Genomic DNA, 14,856 nt, shown 5'->3' with positions numbered 1-14,856 from the left:
AACTCATATTTAAAAAAACGCCATTCCAACTTCCGTTGAATGGCGTTTTTTGTTTGGCGTATTTAAATAGGCAATACGATCAAAGGATATCGACACTTTTCTCCAGTGCTTCGATGAAACGATCGACTTCTTGTCGCGTGTTGTAAATTGCAAAAGAGGCTCTAACCGTCCCTTTGACCCCGAGTGCATCCATGAGAGGATGCGCGCAATGGTGCCCAGAGCGTACGGCAATGTGTTGCTGATCTAACAAGGTGGCAATGTCTTGGTGATGGACGCCTTGCATGGTGAAGGTAATCACGCTGGAACCCGGTTGATAGCCGATTACCGTAATATCATCCATAGTATTAAGCGCATCGAAGGCTCTTTGTTGAAGAGTTGCAACATGTTGCTCTAGCACAGATAAGTCATACTGCTCTCGCCATTGAATAGCGCAGGCAAGGGCTAATGCGCCTGCGACATTCGGCGTTCCTGCTTCAAACTTTCCCGGTAGCGCCGAGAAGGTGGTTTGTGTGAAACTGACGTGCTCGACCATCTTTCCGCCGCCATGCCAAGGGGGCATAGATTCAAGTAGCGCTTGTTTGCCATACAGCACGCCAATCCCAGCTGGCGCATACAGTTTATGACCCGAAAAGACGTAGAAATCGGCATCAAGTGCTTGGACATCGGTGTGTTCATGCACAATGCCTTGCGCACCATCCACGACAACAATGGCACGACTTTTTTCACGCGTCGCGGCAATAATCGCTTCAATAGGTAGGCGACTGCCGGTGACGTTAGTGACTTGAGCGATGGCAACAATTTTAGTGCGTTCGTTAATTAACTCTGCGACTTGCTTAGCATCAATTTGGCAGTCCGGTGTCATCGGGATTTTAATGATCGATGCGCCCGTTTGCTCAGCCACAATTTGCCAAGGAACGATGTTGGCATGATGTTCCATTTCAGAGATTAGGATCTCATCACCAGGTTGAAGAGTGCTGCGTGCATAGGTCTGCGCGATGAGGTTGAGTGCTTCCGTTGCGCCTCTCGTCCATATGATTTCTTTGCTTGAAGAGGCATTGATAAAGCGTGCGACCGTGTCGCGTGCGCTTTCAAAGCGGCTTGTCGCTTGAGCGGTGAGTGAGTGGCTGCCGCGATGCACGTTAGCATTCTGGTTTTTGTAGTAGTCTGTTAAGCAATCGATGACCACTTGTGGTTTTTGAGTAGTCGCTGCACTGTCTAGGTAGACGATGTCTTGCGTTAATGCCGGGAACTGCTCACGGACAGTTTGGAGAACGGTCATGTTCTTTTCCCCATTTCGTGATAATGCAAGGTTGGATTAGTGACCATAGGCTCTGCCACTTGCCAGGCTTTTTCTTTGCCACATAGCGCAATAATGAGTTCGATAGAAAATTCAAGTGCAGTGCCGGGTCCTTGACTGGTCATCAGGTTGTGATTGACATCTAACGTGACGCGTTTAGGTCGCCAGCACGCATCTGCAATATGTGATTGAAAGCTAGGGTGGCATGTCATGAGCGCATCCGGGTATAGATCGTGGTGAATAAGCACCAATGCCGGCGCGGCGCAGATCGCCCCGAGCAATTTGCCTTCGTATTTATGCTGGCGCACCATTTCAACTAATACCACACTGTCCCTGAAGACCTCAGCACCGCCAATACCGCCCGGTAGAGCAATGACATCAAATTCATCATCCGCCACATCCACTAACTTACAGTCGGCGGTTAAGGTGATGCCTCGTGAGCCTTTCATGGTTAGACTACCATCAAAAGCGGCGCTTGCTGTTGTCACTTGAAAGCCAGCTCTGATCATGGTGTCTATGATGGTTATGGCTTCCATCTCTTCAGTGCCAGGCGCAATAGGCACTAGTATTCGTTTAGTCATGTTTGCTCCAACTGGCTTCAATGGATTTTATTTGTTTAAAAAGAGCACTATTTACCGGGATATTAAGTTGATATTTTTCCGCAATGCTAACCACATAGCCAGTGATGAACGCGATTTCACTGGCGCGTTGCTGGCTGATGTCTTGCTGCATGGACGAGTAATTCTCCGCGGTCTTGGTGATGACGTTGAATACTGTTTCTTTGAGAGCTGCGTTATCTAAGGTCACGTCCACTTTCTCGGCACACAAGTGCGCCTCATCAATAATTTGTTCAATTTGATGGCGGTAGCGCTGCTCGGCCAGTTGCCCATTGTTGCAATTCTCGAGTGCGGTTAGCGGGTTTATGGCACAGTTTATGATTAATTTAGTCCAAAGGGCATGCTGGATGGAAGTGTGCCATTTTACTGGCGAGAGAGCATGACTCAGTACGTCAGATAAAAATTGGCATTGCTGTCCTTTGTCATTCCAAGCGCCAATGTGGGTTTCCCCAAGACCGGTGTGGCTAACATGCAAAGCGGTACGTCTAAGTGCACCGTGTGTACTGGTACCGAGGAGTACTGGGAAGTTCGCGAGTTGCTTGGCCAGCTTGTCGACGCAACCCATACCATTATGTAAAAACAAGATGATGGTATCGGCGTGTAACCGCGGGAGTAACGGTGATAGCGCCGCCTCAACCTGCCAGGCTTTTAGGGTGACGATTAAAAGGTCGGTGCGTTTGAGCGTATCGCGGTTTTGATTCACAAACTGCAACGTTGGCAAGTGATCTAATTGGATGTCGACGGTGTTATTTGAGCGTCTACCCCAAACAGAGACATCGTGTCCGGCTTGCTTTAATTTGTACGCATACAAAGAGCCGATGGCACCGGGGCCAAGAATAGTTATGTTCACAGCAAGTAATAAGTTACGAGTAATAGGCGAAGAATAGCAAAATTATTACTAATACTCGAAAGTAACAGGCATAAAAAATGGCGCGAATGCGCCATTTTTTCTAACTTCTTCTACTGAATAGACATTAGAAGTTGTATTGCATACGGTAGATAATTGCATCACCGTAATGCTGTTGGTTAGCACCAGAAGAACCGTAAACACCTAGTTTGTTGCGGAAGTAACGGTACTGGATCGCAGCGGTGATATTTTCAGTCGCGTGCCAGTTGAATAGTAGTGCACCGTTCAAGCCGTTTTTGCCGCCTTGGTTTTGAGCGTATTCATCGTTGCGATCGAACTCGATTTCGTTCCAGTTTACAAACGAGAAGTTTTGACCGAATGCGTTAAAGCCGTAGCGTGCTGTCCAACCAGCCATGTAGCCGTTGTTGCCGTTAACATTTTGGTTAGGTGAAAAGCTGTCCCAAGATGTGATGTCATGAACACCAACCCATGGTTTGAAGAACCAGTTATCACCTTGTAGCGCTGTATAACCAAGACCTAATACGCGGTTAGTTTCGCTTTGATGAGGGTTATCGTGGTGATAAACCTGACCGTAAAGAGATACACCTGAGTCACCAAGGTAAACGTGCGCAGAACCTTTAATAGAGTTCTTTTGCTCAGATGAGCTCTTTTCAACACTTTCACGATCGTAGAAACCGTATAGCTCACCCCAAGTGAAGCCTGCACCACCTTCGATACCTAGAACGAATTGGTTACGACCACGACCATCGTTGCCATCTTCAATTGAGTTAGGACCGTGATCCCAGCTTTGGTGGTCAAGATAAACACCACCAAAACCGTATAGATATTCTGCTGAAGCTGGAACTGATGCCACTGCTGCAACAACGCCAAGAGCTAAAAGTGATTTACGCATAATGAGATCTACTCTTTTTAAAGTTGAACTGAAAATTGGTCGCTTTCCGTGCGAACTCATCCGATGGGGACGCATGATAGCGATTTGTGTCCCAAAGTAAATGTGCAACGTCGCAAACGGTTGCTAAATATTGAGATTGCCATCACATTTATTGAAGGTTTAAGGGAACTTTTATGAATTGCATACAAATCAACCAATATTGGGCATCCTTCCGTTAACAATGTTGTTAAAGTTGGTAACAATATTTTGTGCAATGATCGAATCTCCTGATAGCAGCGTAAAAACGCTGTGCTTATCGATAAGGAGCTTGAATGTCTCAAATAATGTTATTTCCACTGGGTTCCATTGTGCTACCCGAGGGGAAAATGAAATTACGAATCTTCGAACCGCGCTACAAGCGAATGGTGGCGGAGTGTTTGAAACAGAGTTCTGGCTTTGGGATGTGTTTGATTGACGAAGGTTCAGGGCGCCCACCCGGCAATATTACGCAGATTGGGACATTCGTGAGTATTGTCGACTTTGAGGTATTGGAAGGCGACATATTGGGTATAACTGTCTCGGGCATTAAACGTTTCTTAGTTGATAGTGTAGAGAGCGAGTACGATGGTTTACGCGTGGCTAACGTAGATTGGTTACCATCATGGCAACCTCAAACGTTAAGTCGAGAACAAGAGTTTATTGGTGAACGATTACAAGAAGTTTTTAAAGCCTTCCCTATGCTGGAGTCACTCTATTTGCATTGCTTTTATGACGATGCAACGTGGGTTAGCCAAAGATGGTTAGAAGTCTTGCCTGTGTCTTGCCAAGAGTTTGAGCAGTTAGTGGCGCAGCCCAACTGTGACGCAATGCTGAGCTTCATAGAACGCGCTATTATCAAGCAAGGTTTACTAGACCAAACCTAATAAGTGACAACTCAAAATGCTGATTGAGTGATGAAAGTAATAAATTAATATTATTGTGATCCATGTTCTAAACCGTGCGTACACTGTACTAGTGACGTAATGAAGCTAACCTAGGATTTTGTGTATGATTGCAGACGAATCAGAAACACTTAGTAAGCAAGAGTGGAATGAGTGTATGGCTAAGATTAAGTCGCGAGACAAACACGCCTACGCCATGCTTTTTCATTATTACTCCCCAAGATTAAAGCAATTTGCTTTCCGTTATATCAGTAACGAGCAGGTCGCCATTGAAATTGTGCAAGAAGCGATGGCTGCCGTTTGGCAAAAGGCACACTTATTCGACGCTCACAAAAGTGCAGTATCAACATGGATATACACGATTACTCGAAATCTGTGCTTTGATATGTTGCGCAAGCAGAAAGGCAAAGAATTACACGTGCGCGCTGATGACATTTGGCCGACGGATTATTGTCCACCCGATTTTGTCGACCATTATTCGCCAGAAACAGACAGGCTGAAAGAGCAGATTATTCATTTTCTTGATAACTTGCCCAAACCCCAAAGGGATGTGGTTAGGGCGGTATATCTGCAAGATTTGCCTCATCAAGAAGTGGCAGACATGTACGACATTCCTCTTGGCACCGTGAAGTCTCGTTTGCGACTTGCCGTGGAAAAATTACGACTCTCTATGGAGGAGCATTGATATGGCTTACCATCCAGATGATACTTTACTTGCGCTCTATGCCAATGGTGAAATCGATACGGCCAGAGGCGTTGCTATCGCGTCTCACCTAGAATCTTGCAGCCGTTGTAGCAACAGAGTAAATGAGCTTGAACAACTTGAAGCAAATTTGTTGCAGCAGATGAAGGTGGACAAGATTGAGGCTGGCGATACTTCCGAGCAAGAAATGCAGCGTGTATTTGATAATATGCTAGAAGATATTATGTCGTTGGATATGGACTTTTCCATGCCTCGTTCTAGACAGGCAGCGAAAGTCACGGTCAACGGGAAAGAATTCTCAGTGCCCGCACCACTAAAACCTATCGTTGAAAGAATGGGGGAGTGGCGTAGCTATGGCGGTAAGGTGTTCACTTCAAATATAGATTTAGGTGAAGATTATAGAGTGAGTTTGCTGTACATCACTGAAGGTGTTCAAGTCCCTCAGCATACTCACAAAGGGCTGGAGTCGACTTTGGTACTCCACGGTGCGTTTAGTGACGAGTCGGGTTGTTATAGTCAGGGCGATTATCTTGAAGAAAACGAAGACACGAAACATGCGCCCAAAACGATGCAAGGACAAGATTGTTTATGTTTGTCGATCCTGACGCAACCATTGGTATTTACTCAGGGTGTTGCAAGGATATTCAATCGCTTTGGCAAGGGAATGTACCCTTAAAGGGGGAAGCTTGGTGCGGGTAAGTATCCAATCACTCACTAGTCATTGAAAGGTGATGAATAAAAATCCCCCTATGCGGTAGGCAGAGGGGGATTTTTGTTTATATCCGTTAGTCGTTCTTTCTACTTTGGTGCGCGGTCCCTTTCTTTAGCTTTGGTCAGCAAGTCATTAAAATAATGCCTTAGCGAGTAGAGCATGATCAGACTTGGTATAACCATCAGTGAGGTGATAATAAAGAATAGACTCCAATCATTGAGCATATCGACCAGTTCACCACTAAAGGACGCCAATGTCGTTCGTCCAAAGTTCCCTAGCGATGCTAACAGGGCGTATTGAGTTGCAGAGAAAGCTTGCCCGGTCAAAATAGTCAAGAACGAGACAAACGCGACGGTGGAGAAGGCGGTCGTAAAGTTATCGACGATGATCGTCGCTAAGAAAAGATGCTCGTTTGGTCCTACTTGAGCAATCCAAGCAAACATAAGGTTACTGGCGCTCATGGCAATTCCGCCAATCATTAGGCCTTTGACGATGCCAAATCGGACATTGAACATACTGCCGAGCAGAGTGAAGGCAATGGTGGCTCCCCAACCAATTAGCTTGGAGTAATAGCCGATCTGTTCGTTACTAAAGCCAATTTCCTTGTAGAACGGAATGGACATTCTGCCCAAAAAGGCTTCACCAATCTTGAATAGGAAGACAAATAGTAGCAGGGTTGCCGCCACTCTTACGCCGTTGCTGCGGAAGAAATCAAGAAAGGGCTCGATGACGGTCACACTGAGCCAAGCGAGGACTTTATTGTCGACCACCTTCTGATGGCGCTGCTCCGCTTGCGCTTGCAGTGCGTCTCGATCGGTTTTGGGTTCACCGACCAGCAAGGTAAACATCATGAGGACACCGACAATAATAGCCATGCCATAATACACACCATTCCAACCCATACTATCGGCATTGACGAATGCCAGATAACCAGGAAGAGAGTATCCTGTCCACCAACCAATGACCGCCATCGCAGAGGCTTGAGGCAGTTTATTGGATTGAGATTTTGGGAACGTATCTATTCTAAAGGCGTCGACGGCTATGTCTTGAGTAGAAGAGGCTATCGCAATACCTAACGCCAATAGCGAGGTGAGCATTAAGTTTTCTGCGGGATTAACACCCGCAATCAGTAATGTACACACTAACATTAAAGACTGGCATAAAAAGATCCAGCTGCGTCGTTGTCCAAGAGTACGATATAGCAGAGGCAGTCGTACACGGTCGACAAGGGGCGCCCATAAAAAATTAATGGCGTACACAGCAAAGACCGAGCCAAAGTAACCAATTGCGGTTCGAGTCAGCCCAGCATCCTTTAGCCACCCCGACATGTTAGAGCCAATGAGTACCCATGGGAAACCACTTGAACAGCCAAGCATAAATACCCAAAGTAGGCGCTTATCCCAGTAACTTCTGATTGTATCTTGCCATGTCATTTTCTGTTCCACAGAGGTGCTCCTCACCTAAAAAGAAAAAGAGAGAGCGAACTCTCTCTGTTGGTTGGTTTATGGAAGGCGTTCAATCTTGGTAATGATAATGGGATCCATTGGTACATCACGCATGCCGCGCACCGTGCGGGTTGGTTTTTGAGACATTTTTTTCACCACATCAAACCCTTCGGTTACTTTGCCAAATACGGCATAGCCGGGGTTGGATACGCTGTAATTGAGAAAATCATTGTCGGCATAGTTGATAAAAAACTGACGCGTTGCGGAATCTGGGTCTTGGGTACGAGCCATGGCAATGGTCGCTATGTCATTATCAAGGCCATTTGCGGCTTCATTTTGAATCGCTTTATTGACAGGTAGTCGATTAAATTTCTCATCAAAGCCGCCACCTTGAGCCATAAAACCAGGAATAACGCGATGAAATTGACTATTTACGTAACTGCCATCGTCAACGTAGCGTAGGAAGTTGGCGACGCTCACTGGCGCTTTTTCTTCATTTAGCTCAACGGTGAAAGAGCCGATATTGGTGTCAACCTGTACGGTTGGTGCTGCAAAAACCGTGGCAGACATTAAAGCCAGTGTTGAAATTAGAGTTCTCATCATTAGAAACGTTCCTTCATGTAATCAACCAGTTCAGCGTCGTTCGATATTTCTTTTAGTACCAGGTTTACAGTATCGTTGAGGACGGTTTCAATATCATCGTTTGATGCGCTCATTAGCCCTGAACGTGTCGCTTTACCCGTATAGGTTTTGACCAATTTACCTTTGCTGTTTTCAACCGTTAGCTCTACAACGACGTTGGCAGCCATGTCATTTTCCATAACAGTGTGTTTGACGGAGACGAGGGCTTCTTGAATTTCTACTTTTACGGTATTTGGGCTATTCACAGTGACTTTATAGCCTTGAGATGAAAATTGCTGCACCAATGCGTTCTCAATGCCAATACGAACATTTTGTCGTGTGTGAATAGGCGTGATATTGGCGCGGCCATTATCCATTAACGCCACATATTGCGCAGTACGCACATCTTGGCTGGAAAGTGACATGGTTTTGCCTTCAACAATTTTTGCAGCGCTAGTGGCGGCTTGTGGGGCAAAATTGATTTGTTCTTGTTTTGGGCTTGCACAACCAGCGAGTAAGACGATGGTTGCGGCTAAAACGAGCTTTTTCATTCCTAATTCCTTTTCACACTCATCAATGCGATGAGTCAGCACTTGTCAGCGCCATATAAGGTTGTGCGCACTGACGAAACTCTATCTGATAACGTAATTCTATCTGATAACATATAGTGTCGTTAGCGTATTCACTAACTATGACGATAACTTTACTTAGTCGCCTGTAAAATAACAAATTTAGCATTAGTCGCGACAAGTTTGACCTGCCGCTTACCAAACAATTTCTCTAGTTTTTTATCGTAGCCTAGGTGGCGGTTTCCGATAACTAATAACTCGCCACCAGTCCGAAGAACATGCTTTGCGTCACAGAACATTTGCCATGCGATATGATCCGTGATGGCTTGCTGTTGATGAAATGGAGGGTTACAGACCACAAGATCTTGCGTTTGTGCGCTGAAACCGTCGAGGCAATTGTTGGCAACGAATCGTGCTTTCTCATTGGATAAATGATTCAACAAAATATTATTTTTTGCTGATTCAACCGCCATATAGCTCTCATCAACCGAGGTAATTGTCGCATCTGGATTGAGTTGTCTGAGCTTGACCGACAAGACGCCATTACCACAGCCTAAATCAATAATATCGTGGTACTTTGCATGGCCTGGTAGGTGCGGTAAAAAAAAGCGAGCGCCAAGGTCGAGACTTTCCCCTGAATACACGTTGGGCAAGTTTGACAGTGTCATCGCCTCTTCTTCAACCCGCCAAGTGGTATACGGCTCTACATGAGGTGGGTTTGGCTGGTCCCCCTGACTAAAGACTAAGCGATGTTTCTTCCATGCTAGGGAGGTGGTTGTGTGGCCGAGGTGCTTTTCAAACAATTTCAGTGTTGAACTATGAATTTCCTTGGCCTTATTCACCGCAATCACCTGACAGCTATCACCGTACAAAGCACGAATTTGACTGAGTTGCCAAGTAAGATAGCGGTTATTGCGCGGTATTTGCATAATGACCAAATCGACATGGTTTGGCCAGTTCTCAACGGAGGAAATCACATTCACCGAGGCGCAATGATTGTGAGCAAGGTTGGCGTGTATACCTTGCTGGGAAATAAAGGAGTCACTAACGGTCGTCACCACATGTTGAGATGATAACCAACAACTCAATGCGCCGAAATTGTCATTAAGCACTAAAATATGTTGGCCACGGTTGAAGTTCTGTTCTTCAACATGAGTGATTAAATATTCATCTCCTGCGTCCCATGCTTGGAGCTTATCGTGACTAAGCTTTGGATAGCGATACAGTTCAAGTGTGCGGTTGAGCAAGGAAAGTTCAGTTTTCATAATGATGATATTTAGTGATTATCGCTGTATTTTGACAAAAACTCGCGCCAATAGCCAAAGAGAATGCGGTTTAAAGGAAGATTATTGATTAAGTAAAAGATATACTTTACCGACAATGTCATAATAATAACCCTGCTTAAGGAAGTAAGATGATTCAACAAACCATCGAGCAGAAACTTCATCTAGCGTTTGAACCCACTTTTCTAGATGTACTCAATGAAAGTTATATGCATAACGTCCCACCGGGTTCTGAGAGCCACTTTAAGGTTGTTGTCGTTAGTGATGCATTCTTAGGCGATCGATTGATCGCTCGCCATCGTAAAATAAATACAGTTCTAGCAGAAGAGTTAGCCGGCATGATTCATGCTCTTGCCATTCACACTTATACCCCTCAAGAGTGGAATGACAAAAATCAGCAGTCTCCAAATAGCCCAGACTGCGCTGGTGGTGGCAAATAGTGGCAAATAGTGACATTTTTTGACAGCCAAACCTGTCGATTCTGCAATGAATAACATTTTTTACTGCTGGTATTGGCTTTGTTAATGAAAGCCAGCTCGTCTCTCATGAATCTAGCCCTTAATGGGTATTTTCTTAACAGTGTGTCAACATGTTTTTGAGTAAAGACGTTTTAAGTGCAATTGTTTCATTTTGTGAATAAATTAACTGCTTAATTTTAATAGACTTAATAGCGCTTTGTGCGATGCGTCAAAGTTATCAATATTGATAAGCGCTGCAATAGCAAAACTTTCGAAATAATAAGGCTATTGCAGGGATTCATCATGGCATCCACTTTGCAAAAGATGTTAAACTATCGCACCAGACAAATCTCGCAGTGATTTAACAGTGAGATTGTTAATGTGATGTTGCTGTCTTGGTGTTTGAAACGCCGAGGCGAGACACCTCAATGTCGTGTCTAAATGTTACGCAATAAAAAGAATCTTTTTCCCGATAAAAGTAGTGCAAGTGCGTATGATTACAATAAAAAAGGGTTTGGACCTTCCTATCGCAGGAACTCCATCCCAGGTGATTAATGATGGTAAGTCCATCACTAAAGTCGCCTTGCTTGGCGAAGAGTACGTGGGTATGCGTCCAACAATGCATGCTCGTGTAGGCGATGAAGTAAAGAAAGGTCAGGTTATTTTTGAAGACAAAAAGAACCCAGGCGTTATGTTTACTTCACCAGCAAGCGGTAAAGTTATCGAAGTTAACCGTGGTGAAAAGCGCGTACTTCAATCTGTAGTGATTGAAGTAAGTGGCAACGACCAAGTGACGTTCGACAGTTACACAGCAGACCAACTAGCAGGGCTTGATCGCGCGACGATCACAAACCAGCTTGTTGCCTCTGGAATGTGGACAGCTTTACGTACTCGACCGTTTAGCAAGGTACCCGCGATTGATTCAACAACTCAGGCGATTTTCGTCACCGCCATGGATACCAATCCGTTAGCGGCTGAACCTGAATTGATCATCAACGAACACAAAGAAGCATTCGTTGCTGGCCTTGACCTTCTCTCTAAATTGACAGATGGCAAGGTATATGTGTGCAAGAAAGGTACGAGCCTTCCTCGTTCAACTCAGTCTAATGTAGAAGAGCACGTTTTCGACGGTCTGCACCCTGCAGGTCTCGTGGGCACTCACATGCATCACCTTTACCCAGTTAATGCGGAAACGGTAGCATGGAGCATTAATTATCAAGACGTCATCGCGTTTGGTAAGCTTTTTACTACCGGTGAAGTTTTCACTGATCGTGTTATCTCTCTTGCTGGTCCTGTGGTGAACAATCCTCGTTTAATCCGTACACAGCTAGGGGCTAGCCTAGAAGACGTCACGGATAACGAGTTGATGCCAGGAGAAGTTCGAGTGATTTCTGGTTCAGTACTCTCTGGTACACATGCTAAAGGCGCTCATGCTTATCTAGGTCGCTATCACCAACAAGTGTCTGTTTTGCGCGAAGGTCGTGAAAAAGAACTGTTTGGTTGGGCTGTACCGGGTAAAAACAAGTTCTCTATTACTCGTTCATTCTTAAGCCATGTGTTTAAAGGTCAGTTGTTCAACATGACAACGACAACGAATGGTAGTGACCGTGCAATGGTACCTATCGGCAACTACGAAAAAGTATTGCCTTTAGATATGGAACCAACGTTACTTCTTCGCGATTTATGTGCTGGCGATATCGACAGCGCACAGCGCCTTGGTGCTCTAGAGCTAGATGAAGAAGATTTGGCGCTATGTACCTTTGTTTGTCCAGGTAAGTACGAATATGGTCAACTCCTACGTGAGTGCCTAGACAAAATTGAGAAGGAAGGGTAATTCATGCTTAAGAAATTCCTTGAGGATATCGAGCATCACTTTGAGCCAGGTGGCAAACACGAGAAGTGGTTTGCTTTGTATGAAGCAGCGGCGACGTTGTTCTACACACCAGGCTTGGTGACACAGCGCAGCTCGCACGTTCGCGATAGCGTCGACTTGAAGCGTATCATGATCATGGTTTGGTTTGCGGTATTCCCTGCAGTGTTCTGGGGGATGTACAACGCGGGTAACCAAGCGGTCATGGCTCTAAATCATATGTATGCTGGAGCAGAGCTTGCAGCAATGATTGATGGCAACTGGCATTACTGGCTAACTCAAGCTATTGGCGGCACCTTAGGGGCCGACGCAGGTTGGGGCAGCAAGATGCTACTTGGCGCCACCTACTTCCTACCAATCTACGCAACGGTATTTATTGTTGGTGGTTTCTGGGAAGTGTTGTTCTGTATGGTGCGCAAACATGAAGTTAACGAAGGCTTCTTCGTAACATCTATCTTGTTTGCTTTGATTGTTCCGCCAACACTTCCTCTTTGGCAAGCTGCATTAGGTATTACCTTTGGTGTTGTGGTTGCAAAAGAAATCTTTGGTGGTACAGGTCGTAACTTCCTAAACCCAGCTTTGGCAGGTCGTGCATTCCTATTCTTTGCTTACCCAGCGCAAATCTCGGGTGACGTAGTTTGGGTAGCGGCTGATGGTTTCTCTGGTGCTACGGCACTGAGCCAATGGGCACAAGGCGGCGAAGGCGCACTACTGAACAACATTACTGGTCAAACGATCACTTGGATGGACGCGTTCATCGGTAACATTCCAGGTTCCATCGGTGAAGTGTCGACACTTGCGCTGATGATCGGTGCGGCAATGATTGTTTACATGGGCATTGCATCATGGCGTATTATCGCTGGTGTGATGATCGGTATGATTGCCGTTGCAACCTTGTTCAATGTTGTCGGCTCTGACACTAACGCTATGTTTGCAATGCCTTGGCACTGGCACCTAGTCTTGGGTGGCTTCGCATTCGGTATGTTCTTCATGGCCACGGATCCTGTATCTGCATCATTTACCGACAAAGGTAAGTGGGGATACGGTATTTTGATTGGCGCGATGTGTGTCATGATTCGTGTGGTTAACCCAGCGTATCCAGAAGGTATGATGTTAGCGATCCTATTCGCCAACTTGTTTGCCCCTCTGTTTGACCACGTGGTTATTGAGAAAAACATCAAACGGAGACTAGCGCGCTATGGCAAGTAATAACGATAGCATTAAAAAAACGCTGTTTGTTGTTATCGCATTGAGCTTAGTGTGCTCAATCGTTGTATCAACAGCGGCTGTTGGTCTACGTGATAAGCAGCAAGCTAATGCGGTTCTAGATAAACAAAGTAAAATTGTTGACGTTGCTGGTATTCAAGCGGAGGGCACGGTCCCTGAGCTGTTTGCTGAGTACATCGAACCTCGCTTGGTTGATTTTGATACTGGTGAGTTTGTTGACGGTGATGCGGCAACTTACGACCAACGTAAAGCGTCAAAAGTACCATCAGAATCTATCCGTTTAACGGCGGAACAAGATAAAGCGAAGATCATTCGTCGTGCTAACGTGGGTACTATTTATCTTGTTAAGCAAGACGGTAAGGTAACGAGCTTTATTCTACCGGTTCATGGTAATGGTCTATGGTCAATGATGTACGCGTTTGTCGCGGTACAAACTGACGGTAACACAGTGAACGGTATTACTTACTACGAGCAAGGTGAAACTCCAGGACTGGGTGGCGAAGTTGAAAACCCAACTTGGCGTGATCAGTTTGTTGGTAAGAAGCTATTTGATGAAAACCATAAGCCAGCTATCAAAGTGGTGAAAGGTGGTGCTCCTGCTGGTTCAGAGCATGGCGTAGATGGCCTATCTGGTGCCACGTTGACAAGTAACGGCGTTCAAAACACATTTGACTTTTGGTTAGGTGATATGGGCTTTGGTCCTTTCCTAGCGAAGGTTCGTGACGGAGGTCTGAACTAATGTCTGATGCTAAAGAAATGAAAAAGAGCCTGTTTGCACCGGTGTTGGATAACAACCCAATTGCACTTCAAGTTCTAGGTGTGTGTTCTGCACTCGCCGTAACGACGAAATTAGAAACAGCATTTGTAATGACATTGGCGGTAATTTTCGTTACTGCCTTGTCTAACTTGTTCGTTTCGCTTATTCGTAACCATATGCCAAACAGTGTGCGTATCATCGTACAAATGGCGATCATCGCCTCTTTGGTAATCGTTGTTGACCAAATCTTGAAAGCGTATCTTTACGATATTTCTAAGCAGCTTTCAGTATTTGTAAGCTTGATCATTACGAACTGTATCGTAATGGGTCGTGCGGAAGCGTTTGCAATGAAATCAGCGCCACTGCCGTCATTCATCGATGGTATTGGTAATGGTCTTGGCTATGGTTTTGTACTGATGACAGTTGCATTTTTCCGTGAACTATTAGGTTCTGGCAAACTGTTTGGTGTTGAAGTACTTCCACTGGTATCTAACGGTGGCTGGTATCAACCAAATGGTCTGATGCTTCTAGCACCATCAGCATTCTTCTTAATTGGTTTTATGATTTGGGCTATCCGTATCCTTAAACCAGAACAAGTAGAAGCGAAGGAGTAAGGT

16 protein-coding genes are annotated in these 14,856 nt (G+C 45.3%); 8 read left to right on the top strand and 8 right to left on the bottom strand.

Going from position 1 to position 14,856, the window contains the following annotated elements; genetic code table 11:
* Positions 1-79: 79 nt before the first annotated feature.
* From csdA to MD535_RS14950, 4 genes are all read right to left on the bottom strand, one after another.
* The gene (gene csdA / locus MD535_RS14965; protein ID WP_265675823.1) at positions 80-1,279 is read right to left on the bottom strand and encodes a cysteine desulfurase CsdA; all 1,200 of its coding nucleotides are present in this window, start codon (positions 1,277-1,279) and stop codon (positions 80-82) included.
* Positions 1,276-1,878: a DJ-1 family glyoxalase III gene (locus tag MD535_RS14960; RefSeq protein ID WP_265675822.1), complete on the bottom strand. Its 603-nt coding sequence runs from the start codon at positions 1,876-1,878 to the stop codon at positions 1,276-1,278. The genes csdA and MD535_RS14960 overlap by 4 nt, the downstream gene beginning before the upstream one ends.
* Positions 1,871-2,764, bottom strand: coding sequence for a 2-dehydropantoate 2-reductase (gene panE / locus MD535_RS14955; protein WP_265675821.1), 894 nt, complete (start codon positions 2,762-2,764; stop codon positions 1,871-1,873). The genes MD535_RS14960 and panE overlap by 8 nt, the downstream gene beginning before the upstream one ends.
* A gap of 124 nt (positions 2,765-2,888) precedes the next feature.
* Positions 2,889-3,674, bottom strand: coding sequence for an outer membrane protein OmpK (locus tag MD535_RS14950; protein ID WP_265675820.1), 786 nt, complete (start codon positions 3,672-3,674; stop codon positions 2,889-2,891).
* Positions 3,675-3,985: 311 nt separating this feature from the next.
* Between MD535_RS14950 and MD535_RS14945 the strand changes: the two genes are divergently transcribed.
* The 3 genes from MD535_RS14945 to MD535_RS14935 all read left to right on the top strand — a co-directional run bounded on the left by MD535_RS14945 (position 3,986) and on the right by MD535_RS14935 (position 5,973).
* Complete coding sequence (locus tag MD535_RS14945; RefSeq protein WP_265675819.1) at positions 3,986-4,576, top strand: LON peptidase substrate-binding domain-containing protein; 591 nt, start codon at positions 3,986-3,988, stop codon at positions 4,574-4,576.
* Between the two features lie 124 nt (positions 4,577-4,700).
* Positions 4,701-5,279: a sigma-70 family RNA polymerase sigma factor gene (locus MD535_RS14940; protein WP_265675818.1), complete on the top strand. Its 579-nt coding sequence runs from the start codon at positions 4,701-4,703 to the stop codon at positions 5,277-5,279.
* Between the two features lies 1 nt (position 5,280).
* A complete protein-coding gene (locus MD535_RS14935) occupies positions 5,281-5,973 on the top strand; it encodes a ChrR family anti-sigma-E factor (protein ID WP_265675817.1) in 693 nt (230 codons plus the stop codon).
* Positions 5,974-6,095: 122 nt separating this feature from the next.
* On the opposite strand, the gene MD535_RS14930 is transcribed toward MD535_RS14935, so the two are convergent.
* From MD535_RS14930 to MD535_RS14915, 4 genes are all read right to left on the bottom strand, one after another.
* A complete protein-coding gene (locus MD535_RS14930; protein WP_265675868.1) occupies positions 6,096-7,442 on the bottom strand; it encodes an AmpG family muropeptide MFS transporter in 1,347 nt (448 codons plus the stop codon).
* Positions 7,443-7,511: 69 nt separating this feature from the next.
* On the bottom strand, positions 7,512-8,057 hold the full coding sequence (locus tag MD535_RS14925; protein WP_265675816.1) for a peptidylprolyl isomerase: 546 nt from the start codon (positions 8,055-8,057) through the stop codon (positions 7,512-7,514).
* Entirely contained in the window at positions 8,057-8,626 is a 570-nt protein-coding gene (locus MD535_RS14920; RefSeq protein WP_265675815.1) for a YajG family lipoprotein, read from the bottom strand. Before MD535_RS14920 ends, MD535_RS14925 begins: the two co-directional genes overlap by 1 nt.
* A gap of 152 nt (positions 8,627-8,778) precedes the next feature.
* Entirely contained in the window at positions 8,779-9,909 is a 1,131-nt protein-coding gene (locus MD535_RS14915; protein ID WP_265675814.1) for a methyltransferase, read from the bottom strand.
* 149 nt (positions 9,910-10,058) lie between these two features.
* Between MD535_RS14915 and bolA the strand changes: the two genes are divergently transcribed.
* From bolA to MD535_RS14890, 5 genes are all read left to right on the top strand, one after another.
* Positions 10,059-10,367: a transcriptional regulator BolA gene (gene bolA / locus MD535_RS14910; protein ID WP_265675813.1), complete on the top strand. Its 309-nt coding sequence runs from the start codon at positions 10,059-10,061 to the stop codon at positions 10,365-10,367.
* A 511-nt stretch (positions 10,368-10,878) separates the two neighbouring features.
* Positions 10,879-12,219 carry a Na(+)-translocating NADH-quinone reductase subunit A gene (locus MD535_RS14905; RefSeq protein WP_265675812.1) on the top strand — a complete coding sequence of 447 codons (1,341 nt, stop codon included), beginning with the start codon at positions 10,879-10,881 and terminating at the stop codon, positions 12,217-12,219.
* Positions 12,220-12,222: 3 nt separating this feature from the next.
* Positions 12,223-13,464 (top strand): NADH:ubiquinone reductase (Na(+)-transporting) subunit B, encoded by a 1,242-nt coding sequence (locus MD535_RS14900; protein WP_265675811.1) that lies wholly within the window; start codon positions 12,223-12,225, stop codon positions 13,462-13,464.
* Positions 13,454-14,221: a Na(+)-translocating NADH-quinone reductase subunit C gene (locus MD535_RS14895; protein WP_265675810.1), complete on the top strand. Its 768-nt coding sequence runs from the start codon at positions 13,454-13,456 to the stop codon at positions 14,219-14,221. The genes MD535_RS14900 and MD535_RS14895 overlap by 11 nt, the downstream gene beginning before the upstream one ends.
* Positions 14,221-14,853 carry an NADH:ubiquinone reductase (Na(+)-transporting) subunit D gene (locus tag MD535_RS14890; RefSeq protein ID WP_244358056.1) on the top strand — a complete coding sequence of 211 codons (633 nt, stop codon included), beginning with the start codon at positions 14,221-14,223 and terminating at the stop codon, positions 14,851-14,853. Before MD535_RS14895 ends, MD535_RS14890 begins: the two co-directional genes overlap by 1 nt.
* Positions 14,854-14,856 lie beyond the last annotated feature (3 nt).

It is taken from the genome of Vibrio qingdaonensis, assembly GCF_026191675.1.
Taxonomy (GTDB): Bacteria; Pseudomonadota; Gammaproteobacteria; order Enterobacterales; family Vibrionaceae; genus Vibrio; species Vibrio qingdaonensis.
Note: the sequence above shows the minus strand (reverse complement) of the source record. Positions and strands in the feature narration are given on the sequence as shown.